18 protein-coding genes, 1 other RNA gene and 1 pseudogene are annotated in these 20,735 nt (G+C 66.4%); 7 read left to right on the top strand and 13 right to left on the bottom strand.

The window, feature by feature from the left end; genetic code table 11:
- Positions 1-7: 7 nt before the first annotated feature.
- From hflC to D4Q52_RS20895, 10 genes are all read right to left on the bottom strand, one after another.
- The gene (gene hflC / locus D4Q52_RS20940; RefSeq protein ID WP_119858516.1) at positions 8-1,003 is read right to left on the bottom strand and encodes a protease modulator HflC; all 996 of its coding nucleotides are present in this window, start codon (positions 1,001-1,003) and stop codon (positions 8-10) included.
- On the bottom strand, positions 1,000-2,160 hold the full coding sequence (gene hflK, locus D4Q52_RS20935; RefSeq protein WP_119858515.1) for an FtsH protease activity modulator HflK: 1,161 nt from the start codon (positions 2,158-2,160) through the stop codon (positions 1,000-1,002). Before hflK ends, hflC begins: the two co-directional genes overlap by 4 nt.
- Positions 2,161-2,312: 152 nt before the next feature.
- A complete protein-coding gene (locus D4Q52_RS20930) occupies positions 2,313-2,849 on the bottom strand; it encodes a dihydrofolate reductase (RefSeq protein WP_119858514.1) in 537 nt (178 codons plus the stop codon).
- Positions 2,846-3,640, bottom strand: coding sequence for a thymidylate synthase (locus D4Q52_RS20925; RefSeq protein WP_119858513.1), 795 nt, complete (start codon positions 3,638-3,640; stop codon positions 2,846-2,848). Before D4Q52_RS20925 ends, D4Q52_RS20930 begins: the two co-directional genes overlap by 4 nt.
- Before the next feature lie 147 nt (positions 3,641-3,787).
- Positions 3,788-4,798, bottom strand: coding sequence for a tripartite tricarboxylate transporter substrate-binding protein (locus tag D4Q52_RS20920; RefSeq protein ID WP_119858512.1), 1,011 nt, complete (start codon positions 4,796-4,798; stop codon positions 3,788-3,790).
- 200 nt (positions 4,799-4,998) lie between these two features.
- Entirely contained in the window at positions 4,999-5,985 is a 987-nt protein-coding gene (locus D4Q52_RS20915) for a tripartite tricarboxylate transporter substrate-binding protein (protein ID WP_119858511.1), read from the bottom strand.
- A 100-nt stretch (positions 5,986-6,085) separates the two neighbouring features.
- A complete protein-coding gene (locus D4Q52_RS20910; RefSeq protein ID WP_119858510.1) occupies positions 6,086-7,603 on the bottom strand; it encodes a tripartite tricarboxylate transporter permease in 1,518 nt (505 codons plus the stop codon).
- A gap of 7 nt (positions 7,604-7,610) precedes the next feature.
- A complete protein-coding gene (locus D4Q52_RS20905; RefSeq protein ID WP_119858509.1) occupies positions 7,611-8,111 on the bottom strand; it encodes a tripartite tricarboxylate transporter TctB family protein in 501 nt (166 codons plus the stop codon).
- 69 nt (positions 8,112-8,180) lie between these two features.
- Entirely contained in the window at positions 8,181-8,717 is a 537-nt protein-coding gene (locus tag D4Q52_RS20900; RefSeq protein WP_119858508.1) for a chromate transporter, read from the bottom strand.
- The gene (locus D4Q52_RS20895; RefSeq protein ID WP_119858507.1) at positions 8,714-9,301 is read right to left on the bottom strand and encodes a chromate transporter; all 588 of its coding nucleotides are present in this window, start codon (positions 9,299-9,301) and stop codon (positions 8,714-8,716) included. The genes D4Q52_RS20900 and D4Q52_RS20895 overlap by 4 nt, the downstream gene beginning before the upstream one ends.
- A gap of 89 nt (positions 9,302-9,390) precedes the next feature.
- Between D4Q52_RS20895 and ssrA the strand changes: the two genes are divergently transcribed.
- From ssrA to D4Q52_RS20870, 5 genes are all read left to right on the top strand, one after another.
- Positions 9,391-9,756, top strand: a transfer-messenger RNA (tmRNA) gene (gene ssrA / locus D4Q52_RS20890).
- Positions 9,757-9,936: 180 nt separating this feature from the next.
- Positions 9,937-10,452 (top strand): SspB family protein, encoded by a 516-nt coding sequence (locus D4Q52_RS20885; protein ID WP_119858506.1) that lies wholly within the window; start codon positions 9,937-9,939, stop codon positions 10,450-10,452.
- Positions 10,453-10,537: 85 nt separating this feature from the next.
- Positions 10,538-11,971: a class II fumarate hydratase gene (gene fumC / locus D4Q52_RS20880; protein ID WP_119858505.1), complete on the top strand. Its 1,434-nt coding sequence runs from the start codon at positions 10,538-10,540 to the stop codon at positions 11,969-11,971.
- Positions 11,972-12,235: 264 nt separating this feature from the next.
- On the top strand, positions 12,236-12,424 hold the full coding sequence (locus D4Q52_RS20875) for a DUF4169 family protein (RefSeq protein ID WP_119858504.1): 189 nt from the start codon (positions 12,236-12,238) through the stop codon (positions 12,422-12,424).
- Positions 12,421-12,720: a ribbon-helix-helix domain-containing protein gene (locus tag D4Q52_RS20870; protein WP_119858503.1), complete on the top strand. Its 300-nt coding sequence runs from the start codon at positions 12,421-12,423 to the stop codon at positions 12,718-12,720. The genes D4Q52_RS20875 and D4Q52_RS20870 overlap by 4 nt, the downstream gene beginning before the upstream one ends.
- A 623-nt stretch (positions 12,721-13,343) precedes the next feature.
- Here the strand turns inward: D4Q52_RS20870 and D4Q52_RS20865 are convergent.
- Both D4Q52_RS20865 and D4Q52_RS20860 read right to left on the bottom strand, forming a co-directional pair.
- Complete coding sequence (locus D4Q52_RS20865; RefSeq protein WP_119858502.1) at positions 13,344-17,177, bottom strand: AsmA family protein; 3,834 nt, start codon at positions 17,175-17,177, stop codon at positions 13,344-13,346.
- 145 nt (positions 17,178-17,322) lie between these two features.
- The gene (locus D4Q52_RS20860; protein WP_119858501.1) at positions 17,323-18,750 is read right to left on the bottom strand and encodes an FAD-binding oxidoreductase; all 1,428 of its coding nucleotides are present in this window, start codon (positions 18,748-18,750) and stop codon (positions 17,323-17,325) included.
- A 66-nt stretch (positions 18,751-18,816) separates the two neighbouring features.
- On the opposite strand from D4Q52_RS20860, the gene D4Q52_RS20855 reads away from it, so the two are divergent.
- Positions 18,817-19,338 (top strand): thioesterase family protein, encoded by a 522-nt coding sequence (locus D4Q52_RS20855; protein WP_119858500.1) that lies wholly within the window; start codon positions 18,817-18,819, stop codon positions 19,336-19,338.
- A 9-nt stretch (positions 19,339-19,347) separates the two neighbouring features.
- Here the strand turns inward: D4Q52_RS20855 and D4Q52_RS20850 are convergent, their stop codons facing one another.
- On the bottom strand, positions 19,348-19,521 hold the full coding sequence (locus D4Q52_RS20850) for a DUF1328 domain-containing protein (protein ID WP_119858499.1): 174 nt from the start codon (positions 19,519-19,521) through the stop codon (positions 19,348-19,350).
- A gap of 302 nt (positions 19,522-19,823) precedes the next feature.
- Between D4Q52_RS20850 and D4Q52_RS20845 the strand changes: the two are divergent.
- Positions 19,824-20,648: pseudogene (locus tag D4Q52_RS20845) on the top strand (ATP-dependent helicase); the annotation flags it as partial.
- Positions 20,649-20,735 lie beyond the last annotated feature (87 nt).

The following is a 20,735-nucleotide window of genomic DNA, read 5'->3' as shown; positions in this document are numbered from 1 at the left end:
CGGTGCGCTACCGCGCCGGAGCCGGAGCCGCCGGCTCGTTCGCCGCAGGCGGCTGAGCCGGAGCTGCCGTGGGAGCCGCGCCCGGAGCCGCTGCTGGCCGCGTCGGCGCAGCTGCCGCCGACGCGGTGCCGTTGCGACCGCCCGGGGTGCCGAAGAACCGGAAGAAGTCGGAGTCCGGCCGCAGCAGATAGCGGGTGTCCGAGCTCTTCAGCGCGTTGTCGTAGGCCGTCATCGAGCGATAGAACGCGAAGAACTCCGGATCCCTGGAATAGGCCGAGGCGAACAGCCGGTTGCGCTCGGCGTCGCCGGAACCCCGGATCTCTTCAGCCTGAGAGTTGGCTTCGGCAACGATGACCGTCGCCTCGCGGTCCGCCTTGGAGCGGATCTCCTGCGCCTTCTGGCCGCCCTGGGCGCGGAACTCGGCGGCTTCGCGCTGACGCTCGGTCTGCATCCGCTGATACACGGCCTGGCTGTTCTGGTCGGGCAGATCGGCGCGGCGGATACGGACGTCGACCACCGAGATGCCGTAGTTCTCGGCCTCGCGGTCGAGTTGCGCGCGAATGCGCTGCATCAGGCCTTCACGCTCGTCACGCACCACCTGAATGAAGGTGACCTCGCCGAGCACGCGGCGCAGCGCGGCGTTGAGCAGCGTGGTGAGCTGGATATTGGCGGCCGGGATCGAGCCGACGCTCTGATAGAAGCGCAGCGCGTTCTTGATCCGGTAGCGCGCGAAGGCGTCCACCACCAGCCGCTTCTGGTCCGACGCGATGACTTCTTGCGACGGGTTCTCGAGGTCGAGAATGCGCTTGTCGATGCTGATCACCGAGTCGATGAACGGCGCCTTGAAGTGCAGGCCCGGTTCGGTGACCACGCGCACCGGCTCGCCGAGGCGAACCAGCAGCACCTGCTCGGTCTGGCGCACGGTGAACAGCGACGACCAGCCGACGATGACGACGACCAGGAGGACGATCAGGCCGACGATGCCCGCGATACCCGCTCTCATCGGGTGCCTCCCTGAGTCTGCTGGTTCTGCGGCGCGGCGGGGGCCTGCGGCTGCCGGCGCGGGCTGAGTTCGCTCAGCGGCAGATACGGCACCACGCCTTGACCTCCACCCGGCCCTGACCCTGGGTCGTAGACCAGCTTCTCGGCCGGGCCGAGCACGCGCTCCATGGTTTCGAGATAGATCCGCTCGCGCGTCACGTCGGGAGCCTTCCTGTATTCTTCGTAGACGTCGAGGAAGCGTGCGCTCTGGCCCTTGGCCTCGGCGACCGCCTGGCCCTTGTAGCCTTCGGCGTTCTGGATGATCTGTGCGGCGCGTCCGCGCGCGTCGGGGATGACGCGGTTGGCGTAGGTCTGCGCTTCATTCTGCAGGCGCTCGAGGTCGGCACGCGCCGCCTGAACGTCGCGGAAGGCGTCGATCACCTGCTGCGGCGGGTCGACCTTCTGCATCTGCACCTGCTGCACCAGCACGCCGGCGCCGTAGCTGTCGAGCGTCTTCTGCATCAGCTCCTGCACGCCGGTCTCGATCGTGGTCCGGGCGCCGGTCAGGATCGGCTGGATGTTGGAGCGGCCGATCACTTCGCGCATCGCGCTCTCGGCCACCGCCTTCACGGTGCCTTCCGGATTCTGGATGTTGAACAGGAAGTCGCCGACGCCGTCGGGCTTGATGCGCCACAGCACGGTGAAGTCGACGTCGACGATGTTTTCGTCGCCGGTCAGCATCAGGCTTTCCTCGGGCACGTCGCGCACGGTCGTGCCGCGCCGCGCCGGATCGCTGAGCAGCGTCATGCCGATGCTGATCGTCGACACGCGCAGCGCCTTCGGCAGCAGCACGGTCTCGATCGGATACGGCAGGTGATAGTTCAAGCCCGGCTGCACGGTGCGGACGTGTTTGCCGAAGCGCAGTACCACGCCGAGTTCTTCGGACTGCACCCGGAAGAAGCCGGACAGGCCCCAGATCGTCAGCGCGCCGAGCACCGCGATGGCGATGCCGAGCCCGCTGAAATAGCCGCCGGGCAGCATCTGCTGCAGCCGGTCCTGGCCGCGGCGCAGCAGGTCTTCCAGATCAGGCGGCCGCGGACCCGATGATTGTGGCCCCGAGCCCCACGGCCCCTTCGGACCAGAACCCCACGGGCCTCCACCTTGATTCTTCCACGGCATCAACAATCTCCTCGGCGGCCCGGCGATCATGCGGACCACTATCTGTCACGGCTTTATAGGGGACGGCCCGGGCAGGCACAACGCGCGTCGTTTCCCGTCACGAACTATGTCTTGACACAGCTTTGTCAACGCGAAGACAGCCGCCGCCAAGGTTAACGTGCAGCGCAGCGTCGATAGGTCACATACGAGAAATCGGCCGTGTCCTGCGGGCCGGCAGCGTGCCGCTCGCGCGCGATTTCTTCCCACTGCGCCGGGTCGATCGCCGGGAAAATGGTATCGCCCTCGGGGCTGGCGTGCACCTCGGTCAATTCGATACGCGAGGCCGTCGGCAGCCAGTGGGCGTAGATCTCGGCGCCGCCGATCACCACGATTTCGGAGGCAAAACGCCGCAGCGCATCGCCGGTCGCGACCTGCTCGGCGGCTTCAACCGACGGCGCCACCACCACACCGCGCGCTTGAAACGCCGCGTCGCGCGTCACCACGATGTTAGTACGCCCCGGCAACGGCCGGCCGATCGACTGATAGGTCTTGCGGCCCATGATCACCGGCTTGTTCAGCGTGATCGCCTTGAACCGCTGCAGATCGGATTTCAGCCGCCACGGGATGGCGTTGCCCTGCCCGATGATATTGTTTTCAGCGACGGCGACGACCAGCACAATCGGCAAACGCACCGTTGCCGAACTACTCACACCGCCACCTCGGCCTTGATGTGCGGATGCGGATCGTAACCGTGGAGCGTGAAGTCCTCGAAACGGAAGCCGAAGATGTCCTTGACGTCGGGGTTGATCGACATCACCGGCAACGGGCGCGGCGAGCGGGTCAGTTGCAGCCGCGCCTGCTCCAGGTGGTTGGAATACAGATGCGCGTCGCCGAGCGTGTGGATGAACTCGCCCGGCTTCAGCCCCGTCACCTGCGCCACCATCATGGTCAGCAGCGCATAGGACGCGATGTTGAACGGCACGCCGAGAAACACGTCCGCCGAGCGCTGATACAGCTGGCACGACAGCCTGCCGTTGGCGACGTAGAACTGGAAAAGGCAGTGGCACGGCGGCAGCGCCATCTTCTCGACGTCGGCCGGATTCCACGCCGTCACGATCAGCCGGCGCGAGTCCGGCGTGCGTTTGATCATCTCGATCACATTTGCAATCTGGTCGATCGAGCCGCCGTCGGCGGTCGGCCAGGAGCGCCATTGTGCGCCGTAGACCGGGCCGAGATCGCCGTTGGCGTCCGCCCACTCGTCCCAGATCGTCACGCCGTGGTCGTGCAGATATTTGATGTTGGTATCGCCCTGCAGAAACCACAGCAGCTCGTGCACGATCGCCTTCAGCGGCAAGCGCTTGGTGGTCAGCATCGGAAAGCCGGCCGCCAGATTGAAGCGCATCTGATGGCCGAATACCGATAGCGTCCCGGTGCCGGTACGGTCGGTCTTCTCCGCGCCGTCGGCGAGGATGCGTTCGAGCAGGTCGTGGTACTGGATCATCGGCGCTGGGTGCTCACGGATGCTCCGCCCGCGCGGCCTTCGGCTACGGCTTGCGGACGGGCTGCGGATCATGGACTCGCGGTCGAAACCAGCCCCAAGCAGCCGACCGACCATATCCGCGGCACCTGCGTTTTGCCAACCGGTTTGTCAGGGCGCCGGCCGCTTCAATGCCTGACGCCATTTCGGCAATTCGGAACTCACCAGCGCCGCCAGCACCGCCGGCGTGCGCTGGTCGCGCGGCGGAACCACGCCGCCGAGCCCCACCATCGGCTCGCGGACCTCCGGGCGGTCCAGCGCCTGGACCACCGCGGCGTTCAGAATGGCGATGACTTCCGGCGGCGTGTCCTTCGGCGCGAAGACCGCGTTCCAGGCCTCGACCTGGAACTGCGGCAGACCGGCCTCGGCGGCGGTCGGCACCGACGGCACCGACGGATCGCGATCCGCGCCGGCGACCGCGTAAGCCTTGATCACTTCGGTGCGCAGCGGCAGCACCGCATTGACGATCTGGTCGCACATGTAATCGACCTGCCCGGCGACCAGCGCATCCATGGCCGGGCCGGTGCCGCTGAACGGCACGCCTGTGGGGTTAATGTCGAGCAGATGATTGAGCAGCATGCAGGACGCATAAGAGACCGAGCCGACGCCGGCATGCGCGACGTTGATGCGATCCTGATGGCTGCGGACATAGGCGACGAATTCGGCAAGGTTCGCGGCGGGGAATTGACGCCGGGCCAGCAGCAGCACCGGCATCCGGGCCACCAGCGCGACCGGGACGAAATCGACATCCGGCCGATAGCCGAGACCTGGATACAGCGCCACCGCCGCCGCGTGAGTGCCCATGTGCCCCAGGATCAGGGTGTAGCCATCCGGCGCCGCCTGCGCGGCCCGCAGCGTGCCGATGGTGCCGCCAGCGCCGACGATGTTCTCGACCACGACCGGCTGGCCGAGCGACTTCGCCATCTCGGGTGAAATCAGCCGTGCGACGACGTCGGTCGGTCCGCCCTTGGCGAACGGCACGATCAATCTGAGGGGACGCGACGGGTAGCTCGAAGCTCGCTCAGCGGCGGCGGGCTCGGCCAGCAGCAAGGGAAACGCCATGATGGCGGCCATCACAGTCGCCATACGCCTCAGCGCTGTCGCCTGCGCGAACCAAAGCATCTTCTGTCTCCGCCAGAATGAGCTCGTGATCTCGAAATGATTGATTGAAAATTCGCCGGACGGGTGACACCCGTCCGAGGCCGGCCGACCACCACGCTTCCACGGAGGCGTGGCCGTCAGCCGGAACACGCCGAACAACGAGTAACATGTTTGGCCTGCCCGCCGACAGCCTCCTTTCGGCGCGATCGGCGGACCTGGCGCTATTTCGCTGCCGACTCCGTCAGCACCGGGGTCCATTTGGCAATCTCGGACTCGACCAGCTTGCCAAGCGCCTCGGGCGAGCGGTCCGCCTTCTCGGGAATCACGCTGCCGAGATCGAGCAGCCGCTTGCGGACGTTGTCGTCGTCGAGTGCCTTTACGGCCGCGGCGTTCAGCGCCGCCACGATCGGCTCCGGCGTCCCCTTCGGGGCGAAGATCGCGTTCCAGGCCTGAGCCTGGAAATTCGGCAGACCGGCCTCGGTCGTCGTCGGGACGTCCGGTAGCGACGGATTTCGCGTCGGTGTGGCGATCGCATAGGCCTTGATGGTACCGCCCTTGATCTGCGGCACCGCGTTGACGATCTGGTCGCACATGAAATCGACCTGCTTGCCGACCAGCGCGTTCATCGCCGGGCCGGTGCCGTTGAACGGTACGCCGGTCGGCTTAATGCCCAGCACGGAGTCGAGCAGCTGGCACGATACGTGAGAGACCGAACCGACGCCGGCGTGGGCCTGGTTCAGCTTGTCGCCATTGGCCTTGGTGTAGGTGATGAACTCGGCCAGATCCTTCGGCGGGAAATCGGTCCGCGCCAGGATCAGGATCGGCGTGCCGGCGAGCAGCGACACCGGCGCAAAGTCCTTGCGCGGATCATAAGCGAGCTTCGGATACAGCGGCACGGCGGCCGCATGGGTGCCCATGTGGCCGGTGATGATGGTGTAGCCATCCGGATTGGCGCGGGCCGCGCGGGTGGTCGCGGTGGTACCGCCGGCGCCGACCACGTTCTCGATCACGATCGCCTGGCCCAGCGTCGTCGACATGTGCTGCGCCACGATACGGGCGATCACGTCGGTCGGGCCACCGGCCGCGAACGGCACGATCATGGTGATAGTTCGTGTCGGGTAGTCGGCCGCCAGCGCCGGCGTCGCCAGCAAGGCGCCGGCCGCCAGCGTAAAGCGGCCGAGCCGCAGCAATCGAGCAAACAACTTCATGGTGGAACGTCTCCTAGCCCCTGCAGGATTCTTACTTGCGCGCCACAACATCCGAACAGCTAACACTCGACCAGAGTGGCGTAACGCCGCAGCTTGCTTTCTACCCCTCCGACTCGACGAAGACCTCGTCGCGCTTGCGCCGCAGCGACGGCAGCACCGCGAGAATCAGCAGCCCCGCGGCGATCGCCAGCAGCGTCGCGGACAACGGCCGGGTCACGAACACGGTGGCATCGCCGCGCGAGATCAGCAGAGCGCGGCGGAGGTTCTCCTCCATCAGCGGGCCCAGCACCATGCCGAGCAGCAGCGGCGCCGGCTCGAAATCGTGTTTGACCAGCCAATAGCCGATCAGGCCGAACACGCCGGCCAGCACGACGTCCATCGGCGCATTGTTCACCGAGTAGATGCCGATCGAGCAGAACACCACGATCGCCGGAAACAACAGCCGGTAAGGCACGCGCAGCAATCGCACCCAGATGCCGACCATCGGCAGGTTGATGACCAGCAGCATCAGATTGCCGATCCACATCGAGGCGATCATGCCCCACACCAGGTCGGGCTGCTTCTGCATCACCTGCGGTCCCGGCACGATGCCGTGGATGGTCATGGCGCCGACCATCAGCGCCATCACGGCGTTCGGCGGAATGCCGAGCGTCAGCAGCGGGATGAAAGACGTCTGTGCCGCGGCATTGTTGGCGCTTTCCGGCGCCGCCACGCCTTCGATCGCGCCGCGGCCGAACCGCTTCGGATCGCGCGAGATCTTCTTTTCCAGCGTGTAGGCGGCGAACGATGCGATCACGGCGCCGCCGCCGGGCAGAATGCCGAGGATCGAGCCGAGAACGGTGCCCCGCGCGATCGCTGGCGCGGAAGCGATCAGATCCTTCCTGGTCGGCATCAGGCCGGTGATCTTGTTCTGCACTAGCTGCCGGTCCGACTCCGCGCCGGTATCGAGATTCCGGATGATCTCGGCGAAGCCGAACACGCCCATCGCCACCGTGGCGAAGCCGAGGCCGTCGGCCAGTTCGGGAATGCCGAAGGTCATCCGCGACGCGCCGGTCTCGATGTCGGAGCCGACCATCGACAGCAGCAGACCGAACACGATCATGGCGATCGCCTTCAGCACCGAGCCTTTGGCCAGCACCACCGCGAAGATCAGGCCGAGCACCATCAGCGAGAAGTACTCGGCCGGACCAAACGCCAGCGCCAGCTTGGTCAGCGGCGCGCCGAGCACGGCGATCAGAACGGTGGCGGCGCAACCGGCGAAGAACGAACCGATTGCAGCGATCGCCAGCGCCGGGCCGGCTCGCCCCTGCTTCGCCATCTGGAAGCCGTCCAGCGCCGTGACCACGGACCCGGCTTCGCCGGGAATGTTGACCAGGATCGAGGTGGTGGAACCGCCGTACTGCGCGCCGTAATAGATGCCGGCGAGCATGATCAGCGCGCCGACCGGCGGCAAGCCGAAGGTGATCGGCAACAACATCGCCACGGTGGCGATGGTGCCGATGCCGGGCAGCACGCCCACCAGCGTGCCGACCAGCGCGCCGACCAGGCAGAGTCCGAGATTGGTCGGCGAAGCTGCGACCTGAAAGCCGAGCGCGAGGTTCGAGAACAGATCAAGCATCGCGCATTCACCGGATCAGGAAGCTGGGATACAGCGGCATCGGCAGGCCGAGCGCGTATGGAAACAGCAGGCTGCAACCGGCCGTCAGCACGGCGCCGACGATGATCGTTTGCTTCCAGCGTGTCTCCGGCGTTCCGAGCGCGGAGATCATGAAGCTCGCGAAAGCAGAGACGATCAGACCGAGCGGACGGATTGTCGCAGCGAAAGACAGGATGGCGAGGACGACGAACAACGGGCCGCGCCAATGGAACTTGGCCATCGGCTCGCCGTCGACCAGTACCGCGCTGATCGTGAGCAATGCGCCGAGCACGAGTAGCAGGATGGCGAAGATGCGCGGCGCAGTGCCCGCACCGAACGAGAACCCCTGCATGCCTTGAAGATCGCTGGAAGCGAACAACGCAAAGGCTGCCACCGCGACCAGCGCGAGTCCGCCGACGAAGTCTTGCGGCCCCCGGATCCATTTCGGGAATACGGATTTCTCCGAGAGCCCGCTCGGCGCTTCGCTCATCACACCCTCCCCGTTGTCGTCTTCGCGCCCGTTTGTTGTGAGCGGCCTTGCTAACCTGCCTACCTATTTTCAGCCGATAACGCCAGTGAAACCCAAGACGCCGCCGCCGATCAACAGCCACAGCGGATTGACCCGTGTGGCTCCGGCCACGACCGCCACGGCGATGGTGACCAGCGCCGCGCCGATCGAGCGATTGGAAGTGACCGCGAGCACGAGGCCGCTCGCCCCCATCAGCCCGATCGACAGCGGCACCAGCGCCGCCTGAATGATCCTTGGCCAGGGCGAATGGCTGGAGCGGCCGAGCACGCGGCTCACGACGTACGCGGCTGCCGCGGTCGGGCCGCACATCGACAACGTCGCCACCATTGCACCAAGCACGCCGGCGACCTGATAGCCGATCAACGTCACGATCAGCACGTTGGGGCCGGGCGACAGCTGCGCGATCGCGTAGGCATCGGCGAATTGCTGATCGGTGAGCCAATGGTGGACGTCGACGACGATACGGTGGATCTCCGGGACCGCCGCATTGGCACCGCCGATCGCGAACAGCGACATCACCCCGAACGTCGCAGCAAGCGAACCGAGCGAGGCATCGCCACCGCTCATCGCGCCCGCCTCGCCAGGACGTAGTTGGCGCCGATGCTGAGCGGAACCATGACGCCGAGCACGACCGGCAGCGGCAGCCGGAGCACGCCGATCGCCACGAACACGGCCGCCAGCAGCGCCAGAGCCAACGGATCGCGCTTGCGCAGGAGCGGCATCAGCATCTTGAAGGTGACCGCGAACAGCAGCCCGATGGCCACGCAGGCGACGCCGGCGAGTGCGCGGCGCAGCGCGTCGATCTCACCATATTGCGCATACAGCGCCGCGAGCGCGGTGACGATCAGCACTGGTGGAGCGAGCAGACCGGTGAAGGCGGCGAGCGCGCCGGGAATGCCGCGAATCCGCGAGCCGAACACCACAGAGAGATTGACGATGTTCGGCCCCGGCAGGAAATGACACAGCGCGAACGTCTCGTTGAACTCGTCCGCGGTCATCCAACGGTGCTTCTCGACGATACCGCGCCGGGCCCAGACCAGCACGCCGCCGAAGCCGGCGAGCGACATCAGCGCAAAAGCGACGAATAATTCGCCGAGCTCGGGTTTTGGAACCGGAGCGGCGTTTGGACCTGCGGAAGGATCGGCGACCATCGCCCAGCTGTAGAACGCAGGCCTTCGACCGGCCACCGCTTTTGCGCGCCCCGCTACAGTTCTGCACACGGACGAGATTCCTCGCCAACGCCCTTCCGCCACCGGCCTTCGCCGCCTATATTGGGAACGTCGGGGCAACCCGACTATGGAAATAAATGGCCGTCGCAATAAACCATTCGGACCCGGGGGCAGTACCCGGCGCCTCCACCAAAGCCCGCCGCTCCCGACCGGCGCGGGCTTTGGCGGGGGCGAAACAGGATCGACGAGGGCGTAAAGGACTCGCTTTTTCCCGGTATTGTTCCGCCGTTATCGGGCTACTGCAATAGTTGCCAACGACAACTATGCTCCGGTTGCTCAGGCTGCGTAACGCAGTTTGAAAAACCAAGTCTAAAGTCCTAACGGGTTAAGCTCCGTTAGGCGGGGTTCGGAGGCACCTGGCAACAGAAGCCTCCACTCAATCTTCGCTCTGCCTGCCCTTCCTGGAAGCCGCGGCCCGCCCAATATTCAGCCGCGATGCCTGCTGACCCGAGGCTTGGACCGGGATACGCTGCGGCAGGCTGCGAGTCGGACCTGCACGCATCGATTTGCGTTGAAGGCGTCAGGCGAACCTAGACGACAAGGCACAGGACAACTCAATGGCGACCGATCACATCCGATACGACGTGCTGGCGCGGGATGCTTTGCGCAGCGTGCTGCGGACGGTCTTGACCGACGTCGCCCAGCATGGTCTGCCCGGCGAGCATCATTTCTTCATCACCTTCCTGTCCAGGGCGGACGGCGTGAAGCTGTCGCCGCGGCTGCTCGCGCAGTATCCGGAAGAGATGACTGTGATCCTGCAGCACCAGTTCTGGGATCTGGTGGTCACGGAGGATCGCTTCGAGGTGGGGCTGTCGTTCGGCGGCATTCCCGAGCGGCTGGTGGTGCCGTTCTCGGCGATCAAGAGCTTCTTCGATCCGTCGGTGCAGTTCGGCCTGCAATTCGAGGCCGACGACGGCAGCGCCGAGGTGACGGCTGACGCCCCTGAGGATGCGCCGCCGCCGCCCGCTGCTCTGCCTGTGGCGGCCGAGCCTGCGGCCGACGCGCCAGCTGAGGAGCCGGTGAAGTCGGAAGGCGCCGAAGTGGTTCGGCTGGACCGTTTCCGGAAGAAATAACCGCCGCGTGAATTGCGCAATCGCACCGTGGACTACAACGTCCGCGGCACCTTTGCATGGTTTCAAACGTCACCGAGAGGACGAAATGGCGCGCAAATCAACGGTCCGCACCCCCGACGACAAAACGGCGGCTGCAACCCGCACCGAGACCGACAGCTTCGGTCCGATCGAGGTGGCGGCCGATCGTTACTGGGGTGCGCAGACCGAGCGATCGCGGCAGAATTTCAAGATCGGCCGCGACCGGATGCCGATCGGCCTCGTGCACGCGCTCGGCATCGTCAAGCTGGCAGCCGCCGAGACCAACCGCGAGCTCGGCCTGCTCGATCAGCGCCGCGCCGGCGCGATCGTCCGTGCCGCCCGTGAAGTGATCAGCGGCGAGCTCGACGATCACTTCCCGCTGGTGGTCTGGCAGACCGGCTCCGGCACCCAGAGCAACATGAACCTCAACGAAGTGATCGCCAATCGCGCCAACGAACTGCTCGGCGGCGAGCGCGGCGCCAAGCAGCCCGTGCATCCGAATGACCACGTCAACATGAGCCAGTCGTCGAACGACTCGTTCCCGACCGCGATGCACATTGCGGCTGCGCAGGCGATCACGTCGGATCTGATCCCCGGCCTGACCGCGCTGCACGAGGCGCTGCGCCGCAAGGAGAAGGCGTTCGCCAAAATCGTCAAGATCGGCCGCACGCACACCCAGGACGCCACGCCGCTGACGCTTGGCCAGGAATTCTCCGGTTACGCCGCGCAGGTGGCGAGCAGTCTGGCGCGGCTCAAGATCGCGGTGAAGGAGCTCTACCCGCTGGCGCAGGGCGGCACCGCCGTCGGCACCGGCCTCAACGCCCACCCGAAATTCGCCAGGGCGTTCGCCCAGCGCGCCGCAGCCCTGACCAAGCTGCCGTTCGTGACCGCGCCGAACAAATTCGAGGCGCTGGCCGGCAATGACGCTTATGTCTCGGTTCACGGCGCAATCAACGCCGCCGCCACCGCGCTGTTCAAGATCGCCAACGACATCCGCCTGCTCGGCTCCGGGCCGCGCTCCGGACTTGGCGAGCTGATCCTGCCGGAGAACGAGCCCGGCTCGTCGATCATGCCCGGCAAGGTCAACCCGACCCAGTGCGAAGCGATGACCATGGTTTGCTGCCAGGTCTTCGGCAATCATACCACGCTGACAGTTGCCGGTAGCCAGGGCCACTTCGAGCTCAACGTGTACAAGCCGGTGATGGCGCAGGCGATGCTGCAATCGATCGGACTACTCGCAGATGCAGCACGGTCGTTCACCACCCATTGCGTCGACGGTATACGCGCCGACGAGACGCGAATCGGCGAATTGATGCAGCGTTCGTTGATGCTGGTGACTGCACTGGCGCCGAAAATCGGCTATGATAACGCCGCGAAGATTGCGAAAGCCGCGCATCAGCGTGGCACGACGTTGAAAGAAGAAGCGCTCCGGCTCGGGTTGGTGACCGAAGCCGAATTCGATCGCCTCGTCCGCCCGGACAAAATGACACATCCGGGCTAAGCCGAGTTAGCAATAAGCGCAAACTCGAATACGCCATCACGGAAATTGATGTAAATCATATCCCTCGCGTGCGCAGATTGATCAACTTGTTCCCGCAGTGTTGCGGTTGGTCGTGTGAGCCGTTTTGGCGAAGCAGATTTGGCAGCACCTGCAGCGGTAAGGACTGTGTTCTTGATGGTGATCGAGCCGCCTATGGCTTCGTGCATTCGTGCCCGGCCCGTAAGCGCCGCCCGTTGCCGATTTAGTCGATAATGGGTGCCCGTTATGGCGGACTTGGTCAATTTTAAACGTTTCAAGAAACGAGCCGAGCGGGAAGCAGCCGCTCAGCTCGCCGACGTCAATCGTGCGCGGTTTGGGCGGACCAAATCGCAGCGCGCTCTCGACGATCATCGGGTCAGCCGCGCCAATGAACTGCTCGATCAACACAAAATCGGGGGCGAGGACGCGTCATGAAATCGCCGGTGGTCAAACGGTCGATCGTGGTCGCGGGCCACAAGACCAGTGTCAGCCTCGAAGAGGCTTTTTGGAACGGCATGAAGGAAATCTCCAGCGTGCGGGACATGACTTTGTCCGAGCTCGTCGGAGAGATCGACAGCAACCGTCAGCAGGGCAATCTGTCCTCGGCGATTCGCCTGTTCGTGCTGGATTACTTCCGCAGCCGCGCGCTGCAGCAGCCGCAGCAGCCGCAGCAGCCTCAGCAGCCAGCAGCGGCGGAAGCGAAGGCCGATAGCAGTCTGGTCGCGCACTGATCCGCTCCGGCGATCGGTGCGCTAACGAAAGCGGCTCTGCTTCTCTTGGAAGCAGAGTTCGCTGAACTGGATGCTCGCCACAGGCACGATCTCACGGCGACGAGGTGCGTAGCGTGTGTCGAACTACGAGGCTAGGTGCCACGGGCACTGAGTCGCCCTATCTCGCGTGCCGCCCGGCTTTGCGGGTGCAGCTTCAGTCTAATTAGTTCGCTTTGAACTGAGCCCGCAAGGTGGTCGCCACAAGTACAACCTCATGGTGAGGAGGCGCGGAGCGCCGTCTCGAACCATCGGCCACCCGCGCCGCGTGGCCACATCCTTCGAGACGCCCAGCTTCGCCGCGTGCTCAGACTCTGATTCAGACTGACGACGAATCCTCGGCCACTTTTTTTTGCAGTCGGTTAGTTTGCTCACGATCTCCGTCATGGCCGGGCTTGCCTCGGCATCCACGCCTTTGCTGCATTTCCCGCAGCAAGGCGTGGATGCCCGGCACAACGCCGGAAGCGACGCGTGTCATTCCAGACGGCCTATGGTTCGAGACGCACTCCGCGCCTGCTCACTATGAGGGTGTAGTTGGGGGGCCGTCCCGATTCGCCAACTCTGTTTTTCTCTAGAACTGAACCGCCCTAATACGCCGTCCGCGAATCGTTTGGAGGCGTCAGCACCAATGGCGGGCGCGGCCGCGACGACGCGCGCGCGTCGCCTGGAGCCGGCTTGATTTCCAGGGGCGGCGGCAGCGGCTGCACCCTGTCGTGCGACCCTGGCAGATCGCGGGGATGCGGTGCAGGCTCGTTCGGAACAGCTGCCGGCGCCGGCCGGGGCGGCGGTGAGGCTGTACGCGGCTTCGGCGGTGGTGCGCGTCGCGGATCGATATCGGGCAGCGGCACAAGTGGTGGCGCCGCTGCTTCCGCCGGGGGCGCTGCCTGTCCGCCGCCTTCCGACGCAGCGGCAGGCGCACCCGTCGGCGTGGTGCCGTCGGGTTTGCGGCGGTCCTGGGCCGTGCCATTCGGCCCCGCCTTGTCTTGTCCAGCTTTGTCTTGAGCGCCACCCTGCACAGCGTCGTCTCGGGCGTCGTTCGCCGGGGCTGGACCTGGCGGCGGCGGCGCAGGCGCCTGCGGGCCCGGTCGCGCTGCCGGTAATACCGGCGGGCGCGCCTGCTGCTCCAGCGTCTGCAGCTTCCTGGTTTCACGCTCGATCCGCTTGACCGTCAGCCAGGACGACAGTGCCGACAGATCGACATTGCGCGTCAGCCGCTCCGGCGGCCCGGCTGCGAAAATCCGGATCTCGGGCGGCAGCCCCGGACCGGTGCCGGTCATCGTCAGCGTCGCGCGGATGTCCGCCTGCCCGGCCGGAATGTCGTAGCCTCCGGAGATCACCGCGCGAGCCCCCTTGGTCTGAAGACTGGTCGGCGCGACCCGAAGCCGGCCATCGGCGAGACTGATCGGCATCTCGACGGCGTCCGCCATGAACGGTCCGGCGGCGAGCGCGGGCTCGATCATCTTGGCCAGACTGGTATCGTCCACCGGCTGCGCCGACTCGCCGGCGCGCATTGCCACGTCGAACGCCTTGGGGTCGAGCGCCGGAATCTGCGCCCGCTCCAGCTTGAGCGTGCCGCCGCCGGCGAGCGCCCCGCTGAGCGCCGACGGGCTGCGGCCGATGCTGTCCAGCGTCATCTGCAGCGACGCTTTCGCCGCCGGCATCACCTGATTGCCGAAGCGCAGCGCCGATGCTGTGGCGCCGGTCACCCCGATATTGGCGTCGAGCGACACGCCGGCATCGCCTGGCCGAGCGTGCATCAGCACTTTGGCGTCGCCGCCCCCGAGCTTGCCGTTGGCGTCGAGTGTCAGCATCCGGCCATCGTGGCGCAGCGTGCCGCCGAACGGCTGCAGTTCGGAGCCGCCCGGCAGGATGGCGCGCAAGCTCTGGAAGCTGATCTTGCCGCGCCAGCCGCGCAGCAGTCCAGGCCCGAGCGGCTCGGCCGGATCGCGGCCGGCGACGCCGAGCGCCAGCTGCAGCGCCGGGCCGAGCGCGAGCGTATCGAGCCCGGCTTCGCCATCGACCTCGGCCTGCTCACCAAGCGTCAGCGCCAGCCGTCCGCGGAGGCGTGCCCCGCCAAGGCCGGCGTCGATCTCGTTGAACGTCAACTGCCGACCGGCAACCGCGAGCCGCGACGTCGCGCTGATCCGCGTCGCGCCGGCGTCCGCTCCCTTCAGCTCGAGCAGCGGCGTCAGATCGAGCCGCCGGGCGTTCAGTGATAGGACGGCCTTCGGCTCCGCCGCCCACGGCTCGGCGGTCCCATCGGCCTCGACGTCGAACGCGCCGCCGGCCAGCCGTGCCTTCATCTTGAGCGCGCCTTGCCAGGTGCCGGTCGCGGTCGCGTCGAGCGTCGCTGCGCCCTCGCCGGCCGCGAAGCTGCGATCGAGGCCGAGCAGAGCCAGCAACGCGCCGCCGCGCGCCGCAGTCAGTTTGCTTTCGGCGCCAAAATCGATCTGGCCGAGCGCGGCGGCGTCGAGCTCGCCGACATCGGCAATCTTGGGAGTGGCGGTCAGCAAGGCGCGGCCACGGAGCTGCGGCGAGTCGATCTGCACGACGCCCGCAGCCTTGACCTGCCCGGCCTTGGCCCTGTCGTGATCCAGCGAGAGCTGAAGCGACACTTGGCTGGCGCCCGGCGTATCGCCGATCGCCTTCAGCCGCGTCGCCACCGCCGGCGCGATCGGCTCCAGCGCCTGGACGATCGGCCCCAGCGCCGGCGCGCTCGCCTTCAGATTGAGCCGCCCGGTGGCACTGGGGCGATCGAGCGTCCCGTCACCTTCCAGCGCAACGCCACTGGCACTCCCGGCGCGGAGCTGATCCAGCGTCAGCGTCCCCGGCCCATAGCCGACCTTCACAACCAGAGGACGCCAGCTCTGCCCGCTGGCCCGCGACCGCGCCTCGCGGACATCGAGGGCCAATTTGGCTTGCGCCGGCCAGCTTTCGCGCGGTCCAGCGAGCGAACTCACCAGTCCCGACGCGCTGTCGAGATCGACCCGATCGCCGGCCAGCGTCGCGTCGAACCGGCCGCCCGGCTCCGCGGCGCTCGACCGATAGGCGATGCGTCCTTGCAGCGTGCCGCCGTCGGCTTCGATCTTCAGCGGATCGATCGCCAGACTGCCGGGCGCCGCGGCAACGTTGCCCTGTATGCGCAGCGGCCTCGGCGTGCTGCCGGGGGTCGGCGCCCGCCCTTGCAGCCATGCACTGAGCAGATCCGGATCGGCGGAGTCGAGCGTGACCGTGCCTTGGAACTGGTCGGCCGCTGTGGCAGCTGCCCCGCCGCTCACAGCCAAGCGCGATCCGCCGGGGGCGCGCAGATCGAGCCGCTCCACCCGCCAGGCGTCGCCGTCAGCGCGCAGCTCGGCGGTGATGTCGGTCAGAGGGCGGGCGCCGAGCATGATCTGCTCGGCGTCGAAGGCGATCTTCATCGGCAGTGGCGGAGCTGGCAGATCGCCGGCCAGCGCGCGCAGCCGCGGCAGCCAAGCATCGCCCTCCGCTCCCAGCAGCCGGTCACCGTCGAGCTGGCGGCCGGTCAGCTTCGCGGTCAGTAGCGGCGCCGCGCCGAGCCGGACATTGCCGGAGCCGGCGAGCTTCACGGCGCGCTCCTCGGGCCCCCATGAGGTTTCGAGCTGATCCAGCACCAGTAGCGCCGGATCGGCCTTCAGCTTGGCCGAGATCCGCCACGGCGTCCGCGGCGGATCGACCGCAGCCGTCGCCGTCAGCACTGCGCTGCCGTCGAACCGCGGCGAGCGCTCCTCGAAGGTCAACACGCCGTCGAGATCGGTCGACAGCCCGGCACCTGCCTGTTCGACGCCGATCCGCAGCCGCGTGCCGGTCCCGTCGGTCGAGCGACCAGCCGACAGACGGAATGGATAGCGGTTGCCGTTGTAGGTAAAATTGCCGTCGCCGCGCAGCGCGCTGGCCTGTGCGCGCAGGTCGCCGGCGAAAGCGATATCGCTGAGTTCAATCGTCGAGCGGCTGGCGGCATCGTGCAATGCGATCCGGCCGGTGACATTGAGCCGGTCGATCGTCAGCGCCGCCAGATTGGAGAGCCCGGCGGCCGGCCAGTCGAACCGCCCGTTGGCGTCGAGGCCGAGATCGAGCGAGACGCCGTTGACCGACAGCTCGTCCGCCCGCCACTCGCCGCGCATCAGCGATCCGAGGCTGAACTCGACATCGAGCTTGGCGGCGCGGATGCGGCCGGGATCATTGGCGCCCCCGACAGTCACATCGCGCAGCCGCAGCGTCGGGGTCGGTAACAACCGGGCGTCGAGTGGGCCCGCCACCCGCACCGGCGCGCCGGCAAGCCGGGTCGCCTCGGCCTCGAACTGATCCCGGAACTGATTCCAGTCGATCACGAACGGCCCCACCAGGGCGGCAAGCAGCGCCAGGATCAGCGCAAGGGCCAGACCGAGCAAGGTGGTTTGCAACGCGGTGTCCCCTCGGGCGAGCGGATGCCCCGGCCAGCATCACGCCAACGATCAATAACTCCGTTGTTTCAACGCGTAACGACTAACTATGGCGAACTCACAGCAAATTCTGTGCGACTTGCCGTGAGCCCAAAACGACAGGACTTCAAACCCCTTGCGGCAGGATCTTGCCGGGATTGAAGATGTTCTGCGGGTCAAGCGCCTGTTTGATCGCCCGCATCGCCTGCAGCGCCTCGAGCCCGAGTTCGCCTCGCAGATACTTCTGCTTGCCCTGGCCGACGCCGTGCTCGCCGGTGCAGGTGCCGTCCATCGCCTGCGCCCGCTCGACCAGCCGGTGCATGAACTCGTCGGCCCGCGCCATCTCGTCGGTGTCGTTGACGTCGCACAGCAACGAGCAATGGAAGTTGCCGTCGCCGACATGGCCGACGATCGGCGCCAGCAGACCGAGCCGCTGCATGTCCTGCTCCGTCTCGCCAACGCAATCCGCCAGTCGCGAGATCGGCACGCACACGTCTGTCGCGACGACGCCGACGCCATCACCCTGACGCAGCGCCCGCACCGACCAATAGGCGTCGTGCCGGGCCTGCCAAAGCTTGTTGCGGTCCTCGGGCCGCGTCGTCCAGGTGAAGTCGCCGCCGCCGCAATCCTTGGCGATCGCGCCGAAGTTCTTCGACTGCTCGCCGACCTCGACCTCGCTGCCGTGAAATTCGAGCAGCAGCAGCGGGGTCTCCGGCAGCGTCAGCTTGGAATAAGCATTGACCGCCTTGACCTGGGCTTCGCTCATCAGCTCGATCCGGGCCAGCGGAATGCCGGTCTGAATCGCCAGGATCACCGCCTGGCAGGCGTCGCTCACCGACGGAAACGAGCAAGCCGCAGCCGCGATGGTCTCCGGGATGCCGCGCAGCTTGATGGTCAGTTCCGAGATGATGCCGAGCGTGCCTTCACTGCCGACAAACAGATGCGTCAGGTCGTAGCCGGCCGACGACTTCTTGGCCCGGGTGCCGGTGGTGATGATCTCGCCGTCGCCGCGCACCACCTTCAGCGCCAAAACATTGTCGCGCATGGTGCCGTAGCGGACCGCGTTGGTGCCGGAGGCGCGGGTCGCCGCCATGCCGCCGATCGAGGCGTCGGCACCGGGATCGATCGGAAAGAACAGACCCTGGTCGCGCAGGTTCTCATTCAGCGCCTTGCGGGTGACGCCGGGCTGGATCACGCAGTCGAGATCCTCGGCATGCACGGCGAGAATCTTGTTCATGTCCCGCAGGTCGATGCAGATGCCACCGGCCGGGGCGTTGACGTGGCCTTCCAGCGAGGTCCCGGTGCCGAACGCGATCACGGGCACGCGGTGCTGCGCACAGATCCGCACCACGTCCTGAATGTCCGCGGTCTCCTGCGCCATCACCACTGCGTCCGGCGGTTGGTTCGGCAGCCAGGTCGTGGTGTGACCATGCTGTTCGCGCACCGCCAGCGAGGTGACGAGGCGGTTGCCGAACCGGGCTGCGAGCGCTTCAATGGCGCTGGCGACCGCCTTCGGTTCTGCGCGCTGCGGAATGTTGGTGATGGTCAGACCCACGATAAAAATCCTCCGGCTCGCGGGCGACCGTGGCAAAGGTTACCGGAGGGGTCAAGGGAGGCAGGATTGACTTTGGAAGTAGATCGCAACGCCGAAGCAGGCAGCATCGCGGCTCCGTTCGTCACCACGGTGATGCAGATCGAGCCGGGCTGGATCGACTACAACGGCCATCTCAACATGGCCTATTACAACGTGCTGTTCGATCGTGCGATCGATCAGATGTGGCTCGAGCTCGGCATTGGCCCGGACTATCTGAAAACTCGCGGCGGCTCGACCTTCACGGCCGAATGCCATGTCCGCTACCTGCGGGAGGTGCATCTCGGCGATCCGGTGCGGGTGCACGTGTACTTGATCGCAGCGGACGAAAAACGCATCCACACGTTTGAAGAACTGCGTCACGCCGACGAGGGCTGGCTGTCGGCCACCTCGGAGAACATGACGATGCATGTCGACATGGCCGTTCGCAAGGTGGCGCCGTTTCCGCCCGATATCAAGGCGCGCGTGGATCAGGTGGCGGCCGCGCATCGCACGCTTGAAAAGCCCGAGGGCATCGGACGCAGCGTCGCGATGCCCTCGAAGCGAAGTTAGTGCTGCCTGCTAGACGCGGGAGCGGCCGCGCACCAGGTGAACCACCGCCGAGATCAGGAACAGCGCGATCGCGATGAAGAAGATGATCTTGGCGATTTCGATCGAAGCACCGGCGATACCGCCAAAGCCGAGCAGACCGGCGATCAGCGCGACGACGAGGAAAGTGACGACCCAACCCAGCATGACATGCTCTCCGTTCGCTTCGGGACGGCCCAGCGGCGATATCCCTTGACATTTGGCTTGGCTACGTGCAGCCGCACCGACTGAACCAACAATCCGGGGCGGGAACGAAAGTTCCGACGCGGTCGGTGTTGCCCTGCAGCTTCATTTGTTGCCGCAGCCGGAACGAAAGCGGGGTCGCGGCGCGGCCATGCAGCCGCATGCCTGTCGCCGGTAGCCGCCAGCGCCTATATGGCTGGACAATCCTGCTATGAAGGCTCCCCTTTCCGCACCCGCGGTGCCATCGTGGGGCAAAGACGAGTCGCATGACTGAACCGAACAAGCGCGCCAACCTCGACCTCTCCGGCTATCAGCCCGCCGCCGGCGGCATCGCCGCGCGCGCGCGCGCCGCTGCGGCACCGGCCTATCTGTCGGGCCTCAATCCGGAGCAGCGCGACGCCGTCGAGACGCTCGATGGACCCGTTCTGGTGCTGGCCGGTGCCGGCACCGGCAAGACGCGCGTGCTGACCACGCGCATCGCCCACATCCTCTCCACCGGCCGCGCCCGCCCCGCCGAGATCCTGTCGGTGACCTTCACCAACAAGGCCGCGCGCGAGATGAAGCTGCGGCTCGGCCAGATGCTCGGCCAGGCGGTCGAAGGCATGCCGTGGCTCGGCACCTTCCACTCCATCGGCGGCCGCATCCTGCGCTATCACGCCGAGCTGGTGCAGCTGACCTCGAACTTCACGGTGCTCGACACCGACGATCAGATCCGGCTGCTGAAGCAACTGCTCGCCGCCGACAATATCGACGACAAGCGCTGGCCGGCGCGGATGCTGGCCGGGCTGATCGACGGCTGGAAAAACCGCGGCCTGACGCCGTCGCAAGTCCCGCCCGGCGAAGCCGCCAGCTTCGGCAACGGCCGCGGCGGCAAGCTCTACGCGCAATATCAGGAGCGGCTGAAAACCCTCAACGCCGCCGATTTCGGCGATCTGCTGCTGGAAGGCATCCGGCTGTTCCGCGAGCACCCCGACGTGCTGCGGCAGTATCAGAACCGCTTCAAGTTCATCCTGGTCGACGAGTACCAGGACACCAACGTCGCGCAGTATCTGTGGCTGCGCCTGCTGTCGCAGGCGCCAGGCCAGACCTCTCCCCGCGTGGGGGGGGTGGTTTGGTAGGGCCGCGGGGCGGGGGGGGGGGGGCCGCCCCCCATCAACGGCGGAACCCCCCGGCTGATT

The sequence above is a fragment of the Rhodopseudomonas palustris genome, assembly GCF_003591005.1.
Classification (GTDB): Bacteria; Pseudomonadota; Alphaproteobacteria; order Rhizobiales; family Xanthobacteraceae; genus Rhodopseudomonas; species Rhodopseudomonas palustris_K.
Note: the sequence above shows the minus strand (reverse complement) of the source record. Positions and strands in the feature narration are given on the sequence as shown.